We start from the raw sequence: 14,373 nt of genomic DNA, 5'->3' as shown, positions 1-14,373 counted from the left end.
CGGCGCGGCATGATGCGCGCATGAAAAAGCGGCTTTCCCTCTCCGATGCACTGGGCCAGGGCATGGCGGACCGGCGCATCGACATCCTGCGCCAGATCGGCGTGGGCGGCTCCATCTCGCAGGCCGCGCGCGCCGTGGGCGTGAGCTACAAGGCCGCGTGGCAGGCCGTGGATGCGCTCACCAACCTGGCCGGCGTGCCCCTGGTGGCGCGCGCCGTAGGCGGCACCGGCGGCGGGGGCGCGCAGTTGACGCCGGCAGGGCAGGAACTGCTGCACGCCGCCGATGCCCTGGAGCAGGCCCGCCGCGATGTGCTGGCGCGCCTGTCGCCCCCGGCAGGCGCTGCCTCCGGCGGCGGACCGGGCGGCAGCGCGGCGCTGGCCCGGCTCGCGTTGCGCACCAGCCTGCGCAACCAGTGGCCGTGCACGGTGCAATCGCTGGAGCCGCTCGGGCCCTTGGTGCGCGTGCACCTCGAGGGCGAGGCGGCGCTGGATTTGTTGCTGTGCGCCCGCATCACGCAGGAGAGCGCCGAACTGCTGGCGCTGCGCCCCGGCCTGCCCGTGCTGGCGCTGTGCAAGGCAGCCGCCGTGCGGGTGCAGCCTGGCGTGCCGGCTGCGCTGCAAAGCAACCGCTGGTCCGCCCGCGCATCGCGCGTGTCGCGGGGGCCGGCGGGCGACGAAGTGGCGGCCACGCTGGACGCCGGGGTTCACATGGTGGGGTTCGCAGCGCCATCGAGCGGCCTGCGGTCGGGCCGGCGCGTGGCGATGTCGGTGGACGAGTCGGCCGTGGTGCTGGCCGTGACGGGATGAGTGCGCTTGGCGCGCGAACTCATGGCCGCAATGCGGCCAGGCTGCGCCGCAGGTCTGCGATGTCCTGCAGCTGCACGGGCATGAACTCGCGCACATGGGGCCCATCGGGCGGTGGATGCAGCAGGTCTTTCTCACAGCGTTCGATATTCACTTCGATGGCCGCGCGGGTCGTGGTGGAAACGGTATAGCGCTCGCGCTGTACCGCCCGAAAGTACTCTGCCAGGGTGAGGTGGGCGCACTGCGTGAGCTGCGGAATCTGCGCGCTGGCCTGGTCGAGGCTGAACGCGCTGCAGGGCGGGATCGACAGGTAGAACTGGAACAGCCGCAAGTGCGCGTCGGGGCTGGTCTGCACCACACGCTGCATGGTCGATTCCACGGTGCGCGCATCGAAACCGGGAACCTTGTCGCAATAGGCGTCCATGCTGCGCCGCAGGTCCAGGCCCGTGCGCGCGCCATGCATCGCTTTCAAATGCCATTCGTAGGCCTGCTCAAAGGGGCGGATGCCTGACAGGTAGTTACCGTATGCCCACTGCGCCGGGTTGTCGCCGCTCTCGGCCCGGCGCCGCAGTTCGATCAGACAGACGCCGTGGTAGGAATATTCGTCCTGCTGGTCGCAGGTGACGGCGCTGTCGATCCACCACCATGCCATCCAGGCGCCGAGCAAAAGTGAAACGACTAAGACGATCTTTTTACCCGAACCCCATTTTTTCCATGGGCGAATCATCTGCGCTTCCTTGTTTCGTGCATCGGCCCGCCTTTCAGAAGGTCGCCAGTATCGCGCGGTGAGGTAGGGGTCGTTGCAATGGGTTGACCGTCGGGGCCCCAGGTTCGCCAGCGGCCCGGACGCAGCAGGTCTGGGATGGGAAGCGCCGACAGGATTCCTGGGAGCTTTTCGAAAGCGCCTTGCCCCACTGCGGAGCCACCCAGAGGGTAGTTCCAGGTCGTGGTGGTGGGCGCGGTGACATGCGTTTGCAAAACTCTTGCGAGTTCGCCGGCAATGCCATCGGAGGATGCGCCTGCGTTGCAGGCATCGATCAGCACCGGTTCGCCGTGCCACAGTCCGCTGCGCCGTATGGCATCGGCCACTTCCATGCCATGGATCATTCCCTGGATGCTTTTTGACGTGGCATGGGCAAAAAGATAAAGATACCCCGACACGCCTTTTTCGCTCAGTCCTGATCGGTAAAGCACCTTGTCTCCGGGCTGGATCAGGATGATCTTTTTCCGGACCGGGTCGATGGTGGCGATTTTCTTCACAGTGTTTTGCGAAGCGTCCAGGCCCTCGAACACCTGCTTGATCAGTCCTTTTCCGGGTCCGTATTGAATGCGCCCGTTCACCACGGGTTCTGCGGGCTCGCTGGAGAGCCATTGTTTCCATGTCATTGATGGCCGATCTGGATGCTGTGACATGGCGAACCGCCGCAGGTCTTTGTCGCCTTGCAGTGCGGTTCACCTCCCTTTGCGTTGCCTGTTTTTCGCAGGCCGCCGGATGATAGCGCCGCATTTTTCGCTACGGTTTCGTTGCGCAGTGCACCGCTCGCTGCCGGCTGAAAGCGCGCTCGCCACCGACATTCGCCCCGTGCTCATTCGCCCCCGAACCGCGCGCGGAATTCCTCGCAGAACGTCGGTGCGCCGCTGATCGACAGCGTGACGGTGTGCCGCGGCAGCGCGGGCGCACCGGTGCTGGCGACCAGTTGGTGGGTGGTTTCGTCGAAGGCGAGGGTCTGCACGGCGGAGACCTCCCGCACGGCTTGCAGGTCGTAGTCCCAGGCGGCGCCGTCTTCGATGGCGCCGTTCCGGCCCTTGAATTCGGTGTGGGCCCAGCCGAGCACTTCGGCGATCTCGGCATGCAGGGCGGGCAGGTGCGGCTCGGTCACGCTGGCCATGGCGTCCCAGGTGCCGGTGCCTTCGTCGTCTTCGCTGTAGTCGAATTCCAGGTAGCGCAGGGTCATGGTGTTCCGGTTCGTCGAGGGGTGGACCGCTCGCGCGGCCGTGGCGCATTTTCGGCGAGGCGCGTGCCGGGCATGCCACAGAATGTGTACCACCACTGCGTTTCTCGGCGCCTGGATGGCGAGCCGCTATTTTTCCGTTCTGTTTCTTGTTCTTCCGATGCCCATGCCCGATCCGACGACGCTGCCCTCCGCCCCCTTGCAATGCAACGGCCTGCGCTTTGCCTACGGGCACGGGCCGGCCGTGTTCGACGGTTTCACCGCCAGCGCGGCAACGGGCGCGACGCTGGTGCGCGGCGATGAGGGCCGTGGCAAGACCACGCTGCTGCGCCTGCTGGCGGGCGAGCTGCGGCCCCAGGGCGGGCAGGTTTCGTTGAACGGCGTGCCGTGCGCGGAGCAGGCCGCGGCCGATGCAGGGGCCGTGTTCTGGGCCGATCCGCGTGCTCGGGCGCTCGACAGCACCAGCCCGGCCGCCTGGTTCGCGGCGCTGGCCGGGCGCTATCCCGCATGGAATGCGCAGGCGCTGCAGGCGCATGTGGCCGGCTTCGCGCTGGACAGCCATTTGCCCAAGTCCATGGAGCAGTTGTCCACCGGCACGCGGCGCAAGGCGCTGATGGCGGCGGCGTTCGCGTGCGGCGCGCCGCTGGTGCTGGTGGACGAGCCGATCGCCGGGCTCGACCGCCCCTCGGTGCAATACCTGCAGCAGGTGCTGGCGCAGCGGGCAGCGCAGGGCGGGCCGGGCATCGCCCTTGTGGCGCACTACGACGCGCTGGCGGGCGTGCCATGGAACGCGGTGATCGATCTGCCGTAGCGTTCGGCGTCCTTGCACCGCAGCGCCCCTTTCCGAGGCCCTACACTGCGCTTTTCCGCTCGTTGCCCCTTTTCGTTGCCTTGCAGGAGCCAGTGATATGGATGCTCTCCTTTTCGCCCCCGTGGCCGTGGCGATTGCCCTCACGCCCGGCCCCAACAATTTTTGCGGCCTGAACAACGGCATCCGTGCCGGGGTCGGGACGGCGCTGGTGGCGACCATCGGCCGTGCTGTGGCCTTCGCGATCTTTCTGACCGTGTCCGCCGTGGGGCTGGGCGCGATGCTGCTGGCGTCCGAGGCGGCCTTCACCGTCGTGAAGTGGGTGGGGGCGTGTTACCTCTTCTGGCTGGGACTCAAGGCCTGGCGCAGCCGCGAGTTCGGCGGGCTGGAACTGGTGGACGGCGCCGAGGCCACCCCGTCGAGCACCCCGCTTCGCCTGCGCTCGCTGATCCTGCAGGAGTTTCTGCTGGGCATCACCAACCCGAAGGCGATCATTCTTTTCGCGGCGGTGTTTCCCCAGTTCATCGACCCGGCCAAGCCGGCGGCGGCGCAGTTTGTGGTGCTGGGCTCGGTGTACCTGGCGGCGGAGTTCGTCTCCACGGCCGTGTACGCCACGGGCGGGCGGCAGATCCGCCGGGTGATCCGGTCGCAGCGCGGCGTGGTGCGGCTGAACAAGGCCACCGGCGGGTTCTTCATGGGGGCGGGCTGCCTGCTGCTGGCTGCCAACCGTTAACCGTTAACTGCTAATCGCCGAGCGCCGAGCGCGCAGCCTCCCGCTTCGCCCGCTACATCGCCTTGAAGCGGTGGGCATACAGGCGGCTCACCGGCAGGCTCTCCGGCCGATCGCGCAAGCGCAGGTGCAGCCGGCCCGATTCGTCGCGCACGGCCGAGGCGATGGCGCCGGCCCGCACCAGCGTGCCGCGGTGCACCTGCCAGAACACCTCTGCATCGAGCTGCGCCGCCAGTTCCTTGAGCGGCGTGCGGATCAGGACTTCCTGCGTGGCGGTCAACACGCGCACGTATTTGTCGGCCGCCTCGAAATAGACCACATCCGCCACCGGCACCAGATGGATCTGCGCACCGCTGCTGGCCTGGATGACGGTGAGCGGCGGCGCCTGCGGTGCCGCGCCCGGCAGGCCCGCCGCGCCCGCGCCGCCGGCCCCCGGCAGCGAGACGAGCGCCCGCAGGCGCTCCAGCGTGGCCTCGAAGTCCAGCGCAGCGGGGGCCGCCTGGCGCTCCAGCGCCGCCCGCAGCTTGAGCACGGTCTTGCGAAGGCGCTCGGGTTGCACGGGCTTGAGCAAATAGTCGATTGCCTGGGCTTCGAACGCCTGCACGGCGTACTGGTCGTAGGCGGTGACGAACACCAGCGCCGGGAACGGCGTGCCGGCCGGCCAGGCATCGGCCAGCTCCGCCGCGGCCTCCAGGCCGCTCTGGCCCGGCATGCGGATGTCGAACAGCAGCACGTCCGGCTGCAGCGCCAGCGCCTGCTGAACGGCGACGAGGCCGTCGCCCACGGTGGCGACGATCTGCAGCTCCGGCCAGGCCTGCGCCAGTTCGTGGCGCAGCGCGGCGGCAAGAAGCGGCTTGTCCTCGGCGATGAGGCCCCGGGGCGCGGCGCAAGAAGCGGGTGTCGAAGTCATGGCAGGAGCAAGGGTTTTGAAGGAAAAACGGCTCTGGCGCAAGTAACACTAAGGCACATTGCTATCAATTCGATAGTACCTTGGCTGCCGTACAGCGTGTGCAGGCGTTCGCGCACCTGGCTCAGCCCGAAGCTCTGGTGGTGCGCCAGCATGGCGGGCGGCGGTGCGGCGCCGCCAGGGTCGGCCAGGCCCACGCCGGAGTCTTTCACCAGCAACTCCAGCCGGCCGTCGGGCAGTTGCCGCGCGGCGATGTGCAGCGTGCCGCCTTCCACCTTGGGCTCCAGGCCGTGGCGGATGGCGTTTTCCGCCAGCGGTTGCAGCAGCAGCGGCGGCACCGGAACGCGGGCCATCGATTCAGGCAAGTCCAGCGTGTAGGCCAGCCGCGGGCCCATGCGCACCGACATCAGCTCCAGGTAGTCGCGCAGCCGGGCGAACTCGTCCGCCAGCGGGTGCAGCGTGGCGCGTGATGCGCCGAGCGTGGCATCGCGTTCGCGCTCCAGCAGGCGCGCATGGAGCCGGCCGCCCGGCAGCGCCAGCCATACCGCCGCGCCGCGGATCGCCAGGCCCAGCCCCCAGCCCATCGCCGGAAAAATGGCCCAGTGGCGCCCCTGGTAGGCCGCCAGCGCGGCGAGCGCCAGGTTCACGCAGAGGTAAACGCCGGCGTGGATGATCCAGCCCGTCTTGGCGCCGGCGCGCTTGCGGGCCAGGCGGTCAAGGCGGTCGGCGGGATCGACGGGGGGCGAAGCGTGGAAGGCGGTCATGGCGGCTCCTGGGGGCGGGGTGGTACAAGGGGTGGCTCACTGTGCCGGGCCGTGCTCAAGCCGGCGAGCGGCATGCGACGAACCGACGGCGGCACGGCGCCAGCCAGCGAGGGCCGGGGCCAAAGGCAGCACGGGAGCACGGAGGGCGGAGCACGGCAGATTTACCTTTCTTCGCACAGCAGCCGGACAATCGGTACGTTGAGCCCCTACGATTCGGCCTGCCCCCCGTGCGCCCTCGCCGCAGTCCGGCCGGGGCCTTGTTTCGCGACCCGCCACCGCCAGCCATTTCCATGAATCCACAACCACACGACGCGCCCACCCCCAACCCGCCGCCTTCCGGCCACCGGCCCCCGTCGCGGCGATCGCGCTGGCTGGGCGCGCTGCTGATGCTGGCCGTGGTGGCGGTGCTGGTGCTGGGCGGCGGCGCCTGGTATCTGGTGCAGCGGAGCACCGCGCCGGCAGGCCCCGCGCGGGGACCGGGCCCCCCGGGTGCGCCGGCCGGGCCCGGCGGTCCCGGGGGGGCTGGCGGCCCCGGTTTCGGCGGCGGCGGGCGGGCCATGGTCACGGTGGGCGAGGCCACGGCCCGGCAGTCCACGCTGCCGGTGGTCATCGACGCGCTGGGCACGGTCACGCCGGTCACCACGGTCACCATTCGTCCGCAGGTGTCGGGCGTGCTCACCCAGGTACTGTTCACCGAGGGGCAGATGGTCAGGAAGGGCCAGGTGCTGGCGCAGATCGACCCCCGGCCGTTCGAGCAGGCGCTGATGCAGGCGCAGGGCACGCGCCAGCGCGACGAGGCGCAGCTGGACAACGCCCGCATCACGCTGGAGCGCTACCGCACGTTGCTGTCGCAGGATTCGATCGCGCGGCAGGACGTGGACACGCAGGCCGCACTGGTCAAGCAGCTGCAGGGCACGGTCATGACCGATCTGGCGCAGGAAAAGACGGCGCGGCTGAACCTGGACTACACCCGCGTCACCGCGCCCGCCACGGGCCGCATCGGCCTGCGCACGGTGGACGCCGGCAACTACGTGAGCGCGGGCGAGGCCACGGGCATCGCCACCATCACGCAGATCGCGCCGATCGATGTGCAGTTCTCGGTGCCGCAAGACCGCGTGACCGACGTGCAGGCGTCGCAGCAGGGCGCCGGGCCGCTGGCCGTCACGGCCTTCGACCGCACCCGCACCACCGAAGTGGGCAAGGGGACGTTCTCGACGCTGGACAACCTGGTGGACACGACCACCGGCACGGTCAAGGCCAAGGCGCGGTTCGAAAACGCCAACGGCGCGCTGTTTCCCAACCAGTTCGTGAACGTGCAGCTGCTGCTGCGCGAAGTGCCGGCCGTGGTGGTGCCGGTGACGGCCGTGCGCACGGGAGCGAGCGGCGATTTCGTCTATGTGATCAATGAAGACCGCACGGTGTCGCTGCGCAAGGTCAAGCGCGGGCAGGCCACGGTGGGCCTGATGGCCGTCACCGAGGGATTGAGGCCGGGCGAGCGCGTGGTGACCGAAGGCGGCGACCGCTTGAAGGACGGCGCCATGGTGCAGCTGCAGGGCGCGCGCGGACCGGCCTCGGCCGCCAGCGGGGCCGCAGGTGCGCAGCCGCGCCATGCGCGCGCCTCGGGACCGCGCGGCGAGGGCCGCGGGCCGGACGGCGAACGGCGTCAGCGGCCGCCGCAGGAAGGCGCCCAGCCGGGCGCTGCCGGTGCCTCCGGTGCCGCTGGTGCCGCTGGTGCAGGCGCCAGCGCTGCCTCCGCCCCGCAGACTCCCTGACCGCACGGCGCCTTCGTCCCATGAGCCCGTCGCGTCCCTTCATCGAAAGACCCGTCGCCACAGCGCTGCTGATGGTGGCCATCGTGCTGGCCGGTCTGGTCGGCTTCAAGCTGCTGCCGCTGTCGGCCCTGCCGGAGGTCGATTACCCCACCATCCAGGTGCAGACGCTGTACCCCGGCGCCAGCCCCGAGGTGATGAGCCGCACCGTGAGTGCGCCGCTGGAGCGCCAGTTCGGCCAGATGCCGGGGCTGGCGCGCATGTCGTCCACCAGCGCCTCGGGCGTGTCCATCGTCACGCTGCAGTTCGGCCTGGGGCTGGCGCTCGATGTGGCCGAGCAGGAGGTGCAGGCGGCCATCAATGCCGGCGCTTCGCTGCTGCCCACCGATCTGCCCGCGCCGCCGGTGTATGCCAAGGTGAACCCGGCCGATGCGCCGGTTCTCACGCTGGCCATCAGTTCCGACAGCCTGCCGCTCACCGAGGTGCAGAACCTCGTGAACACGCGCCTGGCGCAGAAGATGAGCCAGGTGCCCGGCGTGGGCCTGGTCAGCCTGGCCGGGGGGCAGAGGCCGGCCGTGCGCATCCAGGCCGATACCAAGGCGCTGGCTTCGTACGGCATTGGGCTCGATACCCTGCGCACCGCCATCACCTCGGCCAACGCCAACAGTGCCAAGGGCAGCTTCGACGGGCCGCAGCGCTCCTACAGCATCAATGCCAACGACCAGCTGGTGACGGTGGCCGACTACCAGAACCTCATCGTCACCTGGAAGAACGGCGCGCCCGTGCGCATGACCGACGTGGCCCGCGTGGTGGACAGCGCCGAGAACAACCGCCTGGGTGCCTGGGCCGGGGTCAGCGACCCCTTGCGCGCCGCGCCGGGCAGCCCCAAGCAAGCAGAGGCCCCCTCGGGGGGCAGCGAACCACGCGAAGCGGGGAGCGTGGGGGCCACACTCCGCGCCGCGCCGGGCAGCCCCAAGCAAGCGCAGGCCCCCTCGGGGGGCAGCGAACCACGCGAAGCGGGGAGCGTGGGGGCCACACTCCGTGCCGCGCCGGGCAGCCCCAAGCAAGCAGAGGCCCCCTCGGGGGGCAGCGAACCACGCGAAGCGGGGAGCGTGGGGGCCACACTCATTCCGGCCATCATCCTGAACGTGCAGCGCCAGCCGGGCGCTAACGTGATCGCCACGGTGGACAACATCAAAAAGCAATTGCCCGAGCTGCAGGCCGGGCTGCCCGCCTCGCTGAGGGTGGAGGTGCTGTCGGACCGCACCACCGGCATCCGTGCATCGGTGCACCACGTCGAGATGGAGCTGGTGCTGGCCGTGCTGATGGTGGTGCTGGTGATCTTCTTTTTCCTGCACAGCCTGCGCGCCACGGTGATCGCCAGCCTGGCGGTGCCGATCTCGCTCATCGGCACCTGCGGCGTGATGTACCTGCTGGGCTACAGCCTGAACAACCTGAGCCTGATGGCGCTCACCATCGCCACGGGCTTCGTGGTGGACGACGCCATCGTGATGATCGAGAACATCGCCCGCTACATCGAAGAGGGCGAGCCGCCGTTCCAGGCCGCGCTCAAGGGCGCCACGCAGATCGGCTTCACCATCATCTCGCTCACCGTGTCGCTGATCGCGGTGCTGATCCCGCTGCTGTTCATGAGCGACGTGGTGGGCCGGCTGTTCCGCGAGTTCGCCGTCACCCTGGCGCTCACGATCCTGATCTCCGCCGTGGTGTCGCTCACGCTCGTGCCCATGATGTCGGCCCGCTGGCTGAAGCCCGAGCCAGCGCACGGCGAGCGGCGCGGCTGGAGCGGCGCGGTGCAGCGCGGCTTCGACCGCGTGATCGCGCGCTACGACATCTGGCTGCAGTGGGTGCTGCGCCGCCAGGGCGCCACGCTGGTGGTGGCGCTGCTCACCATGGCGCTCACGGCGCTGCTGTACGTGGTGATTCCGAAAGGACTCTTTCCCACGCAGGACACGGGCCAGCTGCAGGCGCGCGTGGAGGCCTCGCAGGACGTGTCGTATGCCCGCATGAGCGAGCTGCAGCAGGCCGCGGCCCGCGCCATCCTGGCCGACCCGGACGTGCAGTCGCTCAGCTCCTTCATCGGGGTGGATGCGGCCAACAACACCATGCTGAACGCCGGGCGCATGCTGATCAACCTGAAAGCCGAGCGCGACGGGCAGGAGGCCGTCATGCAGCGCCTGCGCGACCGGGTGCGCGCGGTGGCCGGCGTGACGCTTTACCTGCAGCCCACGCAGGACCTGACCATCGATGCCGAGACCGGCCCCACCGAATACCGCCTGTCCATCGGCGGCGTGGATTCGGCGCAGGTCAACGAGTGGACGAACAAGCTGGTGGAGCGCCTGCGCACCGTGCCCCAGGTGCGCAACGCCACCACCGATGCGGGCGCACAGGGCCTTTCGGCCTACGTGGACATCGACCGCAACACGGCATCGCGCCTGTCGGTCACCGCCAGTTCGGTGGACGACACGCTCTACAGCGCGTTCGGCCAGCGCATCGTCTCCACCATCTTCACCGAGACCAACCAGTACCGCGTGATCCTGGAGGCGCAGCAGGAGCACCTGGACAGCCCCGAGGCGCTGGGCACCCTGCAGCTGCGCACGGGCGGCGGCACGCCCACGCCGCTGTCGGCCGTGGCCACCATCCGCGAGCAGCTCGCGCCGCTGCAGGTCACCCGCGTGGCGCAGTACCCGGCCGCCACGCTGGGCTTCGACCGGGCCGAGGGCGTGTCGCTGGGCAATGCGGTGGATGCCATCCGTGCGGCGGCGCAGGAGATCGGCGTGCCGGCCGGGCTTTCGATGCAGTTCCTGGGCGCGGCGGGGGCTTACGAAAAATCGCTGTCCAGCCAGCTGTGGCTCATCCTCGCGGCCATGGTGTGCGTGTACATCGTGCTGGGCGTGCTGTATGAAAGCTACATCCACCCGCTCACCATCCTGTCCACGCTGCCCTCGGCCGGGGTGGGGGCCTTGCTGATGCTCATGGTGACGGGCAACGACCTGGGGGTGATCGGCATCATCGGCATCATCCTGCTGATCGGCATCGTGAAGAAGAACGCGATCATGATGATCGACTTCGCCATCGACGCGGAGCGCCAGCAGGGCATGCCCGCGCACCAGGCGATCCATCAGGCGGCGCTGCTGCGGTTCAGGCCGATCCTCATGACCACGCTGGCCGCTCTGTTCGCCGCGCTGCCGCTCATGCTGGGCTGGGGCGAGGGGGCCGAGCTGCGCCGGCCGCTGGGGCTGGCCATCTTCGGCGGCCTGGTCTTGAGCCAGATGCTCACGCTGTTCACCACGCCGGTGATCTACCTGGCCTTCGACCGGCTGGGCCGCCGCTGGACGGGCCGGGGCACGGCCGCCGCTCCGGCGCAGGCCGCGCCTGCCACCTCGCCAAAGTCCGCGCCCGAGTCCGCGCCCGGGTCCGCCCCATGAACCTGTCGCGCCCCTTCGTCGAGCGCCCGGTCGCCACCGTGCTGCTGACCATCGGCCTGGCGCTGGCGGGCATCGCCGCGTTCTTCGTGCTGCCGGTGGCGCCGCTGCCGCAGGTGGACTACCCGGCCATTTCGGTCTCGGCCAGCCTGGCGGGCGCCAGCCCCGAGACCATGGCCACCAGCGTGGCCACGCCGCTGGAGCGCCGTCTGGGCGTGATCGCGGGCGTGAACGAGATGACTTCGAGCAGCTCGACCGGCTCGGCCCGCGTGAGCCTGCAGTTCGACCTGAGCCGCAACATCGACAGCGCCGCGCGCGAAGTGCAGGCGGCCATCAACGCCGCGCGGGTGGACCTGCCGGCCACGCTGCGCAGCAACCCCACCTACCGCAAGCGCAACCCGGCGGATGCGCCCATCATCATCCTCACGCTGACGTCCAAGACGCGCACGCCGGGCGAGATCTACGACGCCGTGTCCAACGTGGTGAGCCAGCGCATCTCGCAGGTGGCCGGCGTGGGCGAGGTCGAGATCGGTGGCGGCTCGCTGCCCGCGGTGCGCGTGGAGCTGCTGCCCTTTGCGCTCAACCGCTACGGCATCGGCACCGAAGACGTGCGCGCTGCCATCCAGGCCTCCAACGCCAACCGGCCCAAGGGCGCGATCGAAGGCGATGGCAAGCGCCTGCAGATCTACACCCCGTCGCCATCGCGCAACGCATCCGACTACGCCTCGCTGGTGATCGCCTGGCGCAACAACGCCGCCGTGCGGCTGGGCGACGTGGCGCGCGTGGTCGATGGCGTGGAGAACACGCGCACGCTGGGCCTCTTCAATGGCGAGCCGGCCATCATCGTGCTCATCACGCGCCAGCCGGGCGCCAACATCATCGACACGGTGGACGGCGTGCGCGCGCTGCTGCCGGACCTGCAGGCCCAGCTGCCGCAGGACATCCAGGTGGCGGTGGCGTCGGACAGCACCAATTCCATCCGTTCGTCGCTGCGCGAGATCGAGTTCACGCTCATGGTTTCCATCGCGCTGGTGGTGCTGGTGGTGGGGCTGTTCCTGCGCAAGGCGCGGGCCACCGTCATCCCCGCGGTGGCCACGGTGGTCTCGCTGCTGGGCACCTTCGGCATCATGTACTTCCTGGGCTTCAGCCTGAACAACCTGAGCCTGATGGCCCTCACGGTGGCCACCGGCTTCGTGGTGGACGACGCCATCGTGGTGCTGGAGAACACCAGCCGCCACATCGAGGCCGGCATGGACCGCATGGCCGCTGCGCTGCTGGGCGCGCGCGAGGTGGGCTTCACGGTGCTGTCGATCAGCCTGTCGCTGGTGGCGGTGTTCATCCCGCTGCTGTTCATGGACGGGCAGGTGGGCCGGCTGTTCCGGGAGTTCGCGGTCACGCTGTCGGTGGCGGTGACGATCTCGCTCGTCATCTCGCTCACCACCACGCCGATGATGTGCGCGTGGCTGCTGCGCTCGGAAGACGCCGCCAACGCCAGGCCCCCGGGCCGCCTCGCGCGCTGGGCCGAGCGGGGCTACGACGGCATGCTGCGCGGCTATGCCCACAGCCTGGACTGGGCGCTGGCGAGCAAGGCGCTCGTCATGCTGGTGCTGCTGGCGGTCATCGGGCTGAACGTGTACCTGTTCAGCAAGATCCCCAAGGGCTACTTTCCGCAGCAGGACAACGGGCAGCTCAACGGCGGCCTGCGTGCGGACCAGAGCATTTCGTCCGATGCACTGGCGCGCAAGCTGCGCCAGGCGGTCGGCATCATCCGGGGCGACCCCGCAGTGGATACCGTCGTGGGTTTTTCCGGCGGCGGGCGGGCGGGTGGCGGCTTTCTGTTCATCAATTTGAAGCCGGCGAGCGAGCGCACCGACAGCAGCAACGCCGTGATCTGGCGCCTGCGCCCGCAACTGGCGCAGATCACGGGGCTGCAGGTGTTTCTGAGCCCCGTGCAGGACTTGCGCATGGGCGGGCGCTCCAGCAACTCCACCTACCAGTACACCTTGAAGAGCGACAACCTGGCCGACATGCGCCTGTGGGCCACGCGGCTGGCCGAGCGCCTGAAGCAGGAAGAACTGCTGACCGACGTGGACACCGACCAGGCCGACAACGGCGTGGAAACCTATGTCGAGGTGGACCGCGCCAGCGCATCGCGCCTGGGCGTGAGCGCGTCGGCCATCGACAGCGCGCTGTACAACGCGTTCGGCCAGCGCTCGGTGGCCACCATCTACGGCGAGCTGAACCAGTATTCGGTGATCATGGAATGGGCGCCCGAATACACCAAAGGGCCGCCCGCGCTCGCCGACATCTTCGTCGCCTCGAACCCCGCGGGCACCACCGGCACGGCGGCCAACCCGGGCCAGCGCGGTGCCTCCACGGGCCAGGTGCTGAGCAATACCGCTTCCACCATGGTGCCGCTGAGCGCCATCGCCAAGGTGGTGGAGCGTGCCTCGCCCACTTCCATCAATCACCAGGACGGCGAACTCGCCACGACCATTTCGTTCAACCTGGACGGCAACACGTCGCTGGGCCAGGCCCGGCAGATCATCGAGCAGGCCGAGGCCGACATCGCCATGCCCACCAACGTGCGCGGCAGTTTCCAGGGCACGGCGCTCGGGTTCCAGCAGTCGCAGTCGCAGCAGTTCTTCCTGATTCTGGCGGCCATCGTGGTCATCTACATCGTGCTGGGCGTGCTGTATGAAAGCCTGATCCACCCCATCACGGTGCTGACCACGCTGCCCTCGGCCGGTGTGGGGGCGGTGCTGGCGCTGCTGCTGTTCAACATGCAGTTCACCATCATTGCGCTCATCGGCGTGTTCCTGCTGATCGGCATCGTGAAGAAGAACGCCATTCTCATCATCGACTTCGCCCTGGAGGCCGAGCGCGCCCGGGGGCTGTCGGCGCTGGAGGCCGTGCGCGAGGCCTGCATGCTGCGCTTTCGCCCCATCCTCATGACCACGCTGGCGGCCGCGCTGGGCGCACTGCCGCTGGCCATCGGCTTCGGCCAGGGCTCCGAATTGCGCCAGCCGCTGGGCGTGGCCATCATCGGCGGGCTGATCGCCAGCCAGTTGTTGACCTTGCTCACCACCCCGGTCGTCTACGTGCTGCTGGACAAGCTGCGCCGCCGCTCCGCCAACGAACACCAACTGAGCCGCGCGGCCCCGCCTGCGGGTGCCGCTGCGGCTCCACTGCAATAA

Annotated in this window: 10 protein-coding genes and 2 pseudogenes; 6 read left to right on the top strand and 6 right to left on the bottom strand. The window is 69.4% G+C overall.

Going from position 1 to position 14,373, the window contains the following annotated elements; genetic code table 11:
• Nucleotides 1–20: 20 nt before the first annotated feature.
• Nucleotides 21–806, top strand: a complete 786-nt coding sequence (locus tag AVHM3334_RS01090) for a TOBE domain-containing protein (RefSeq protein ID WP_284408879.1) — start codon at nucleotides 21–23, stop codon at nucleotides 804–806.
• 19 nt (nucleotides 807–825) lie between these two features.
• On the opposite strand, the gene AVHM3334_RS01085 is transcribed toward AVHM3334_RS01090, so the two are convergent.
• The 3 genes from AVHM3334_RS01085 to AVHM3334_RS01075 all read right to left on the bottom strand — a co-directional run bounded on the left by AVHM3334_RS01085 (nucleotide 826) and on the right by AVHM3334_RS01075 (nucleotide 2,758).
• Nucleotides 826–1,455 (bottom strand): hypothetical protein, encoded by a 630-nt coding sequence (locus tag AVHM3334_RS01085; protein WP_284408877.1) that lies wholly within the window; start codon nucleotides 1,453–1,455, stop codon nucleotides 826–828.
• Nucleotides 1,456–1,526: 71 nt separating this feature from the next.
• Nucleotides 1,527–2,189, bottom strand: coding sequence for a DUF8616 domain-containing protein (locus tag AVHM3334_RS01080; protein ID WP_284408875.1), 663 nt, complete (start codon nucleotides 2,187–2,189; stop codon nucleotides 1,527–1,529).
• 200 nt (nucleotides 2,190–2,389) lie between these two features.
• The gene (locus tag AVHM3334_RS01075; protein ID WP_284408873.1) at nucleotides 2,390–2,758 is read right to left on the bottom strand and encodes a hypothetical protein; all 369 of its coding nucleotides are present in this window, start codon (nucleotides 2,756–2,758) and stop codon (nucleotides 2,390–2,392) included.
• An 82-nt stretch (nucleotides 2,759–2,840) separates the two neighbouring features.
• On the opposite strand from AVHM3334_RS01075, the gene AVHM3334_RS01070 reads away from it, so the two are divergent.
• A complete protein-coding gene (locus tag AVHM3334_RS01070) occupies nucleotides 2,841–3,566 on the top strand; it encodes an ABC transporter ATP-binding protein (protein ID WP_284408870.1) in 726 nt (241 codons plus the stop codon).
• A gap of 97 nt (nucleotides 3,567–3,663) precedes the next feature.
• A complete protein-coding gene (locus tag AVHM3334_RS01065; RefSeq protein ID WP_284408868.1) occupies nucleotides 3,664–4,296 on the top strand; it encodes a LysE family translocator in 633 nt (210 codons plus the stop codon).
• A gap of 52 nt (nucleotides 4,297–4,348) precedes the next feature.
• Here the strand turns inward: AVHM3334_RS01065 and AVHM3334_RS01060 are convergent, their stop codons facing one another.
• The 3 genes and pseudogenes from AVHM3334_RS01060 to AVHM3334_RS01050 all read right to left on the bottom strand — a co-directional run.
• Complete coding sequence (locus tag AVHM3334_RS01060; protein WP_284408866.1) at nucleotides 4,349–5,203, bottom strand: LytR/AlgR family response regulator transcription factor; 855 nt, start codon at nucleotides 5,201–5,203, stop codon at nucleotides 4,349–4,351.
• Nucleotides 5,200–5,685, bottom strand: a pseudogene (locus AVHM3334_RS01055) (sensor histidine kinase); the annotation flags it as partial. The gene AVHM3334_RS01060 and the pseudogene AVHM3334_RS01055, both read right to left, overlap by 4 nt.
• Nucleotides 5,683–5,964, bottom strand: a pseudogene (locus AVHM3334_RS01050) (2TM domain-containing protein); the annotation flags it as partial. The pseudogenes AVHM3334_RS01055 and AVHM3334_RS01050, both read right to left, overlap by 3 nt.
• 290 nt (nucleotides 5,965–6,254) lie before the next feature.
• Here AVHM3334_RS01050 and AVHM3334_RS01045 point away from each other — a divergent pair.
• The 3 genes from AVHM3334_RS01045 to AVHM3334_RS01035 are packed head-to-tail and all read left to right on the top strand — an operon-like array spanning nucleotide 6,255 to nucleotide 14,373.
• A complete protein-coding gene (locus AVHM3334_RS01045; protein WP_284408864.1) occupies nucleotides 6,255–7,736 on the top strand; it encodes an efflux RND transporter periplasmic adaptor subunit in 1,482 nt (493 codons plus the stop codon).
• Between the two features lie 20 nt (nucleotides 7,737–7,756).
• A complete protein-coding gene (locus AVHM3334_RS01040; RefSeq protein ID WP_284408862.1) occupies nucleotides 7,757–11,179 on the top strand; it encodes an efflux RND transporter permease subunit in 3,423 nt (1,140 codons plus the stop codon).
• Nucleotides 11,176–14,373 carry an efflux RND transporter permease subunit gene (locus AVHM3334_RS01035; RefSeq protein ID WP_284408859.1) on the top strand — a complete coding sequence of 1,066 codons (3,198 nt, stop codon included), beginning with the start codon at nucleotides 11,176–11,178 and terminating at the stop codon, nucleotides 14,371–14,373. The genes AVHM3334_RS01040 and AVHM3334_RS01035 overlap by 4 nt, the downstream gene beginning before the upstream one ends.

Source organism: Acidovorax sp. SUPP3334, assembly GCF_030159055.1.
Lineage (GTDB): Bacteria > Pseudomonadota > Gammaproteobacteria > Burkholderiales > Burkholderiaceae_C > Paracidovorax.
Note: the sequence above shows the minus strand (reverse complement) of the source record. Positions and strands in the feature narration are given on the sequence as shown.

Excerpts from the sequence above, each read along its gene's own strand:
- AVHM3334_RS01070 (WP_284408870.1), top strand. The coding sequence starts at position 2,841 with ATGTGTACCACCACTGCGTTTCTCGGCGCCTGGATGGCGAGCCGCTAT.
- AVHM3334_RS01060 (WP_284408866.1), bottom strand. The coding sequence starts at position 5,203 with ATGACTTCGACACCCGCTTCTTGCGCCGCGCCCCGGGGCCTCATCGCC.
- AVHM3334_RS01035 (WP_284408859.1), top strand. The coding sequence starts at position 11,176 with ATGAACCTGTCGCGCCCCTTCGTCGAGCGCCCGGTCGCCACCGTGCTG.
- AVHM3334_RS01085 (WP_284408877.1), bottom strand. The coding sequence starts at position 1,455 with ATGGCATGGTGGTGGATCGACAGCGCCGTCACCTGCGACCAGCAGGAC.
- AVHM3334_RS01090 (WP_284408879.1), top strand. The coding sequence starts at position 21 with ATGAAAAAGCGGCTTTCCCTCTCCGATGCACTGGGCCAGGGCATGGCG.
- AVHM3334_RS01045 (WP_284408864.1), top strand. The coding sequence starts at position 6,255 with ATGAATCCACAACCACACGACGCGCCCACCCCCAACCCGCCGCCTTCC.
- AVHM3334_RS01080 (WP_284408875.1), bottom strand. The coding sequence starts at position 2,189 with ATGACATGGAAACAATGGCTCTCCAGCGAGCCCGCAGAACCCGTGGTG.
- AVHM3334_RS01065 (WP_284408868.1), top strand. The coding sequence starts at position 3,664 with ATGGATGCTCTCCTTTTCGCCCCCGTGGCCGTGGCGATTGCCCTCACG.
- AVHM3334_RS01040 (WP_284408862.1), top strand. The coding sequence starts at position 7,757 with ATGAGCCCGTCGCGTCCCTTCATCGAAAGACCCGTCGCCACAGCGCTG.
- AVHM3334_RS01075 (WP_284408873.1), bottom strand. The coding sequence starts at position 2,758 with ATGACCCTGCGCTACCTGGAATTCGACTACAGCGAAGACGACGAAGGC.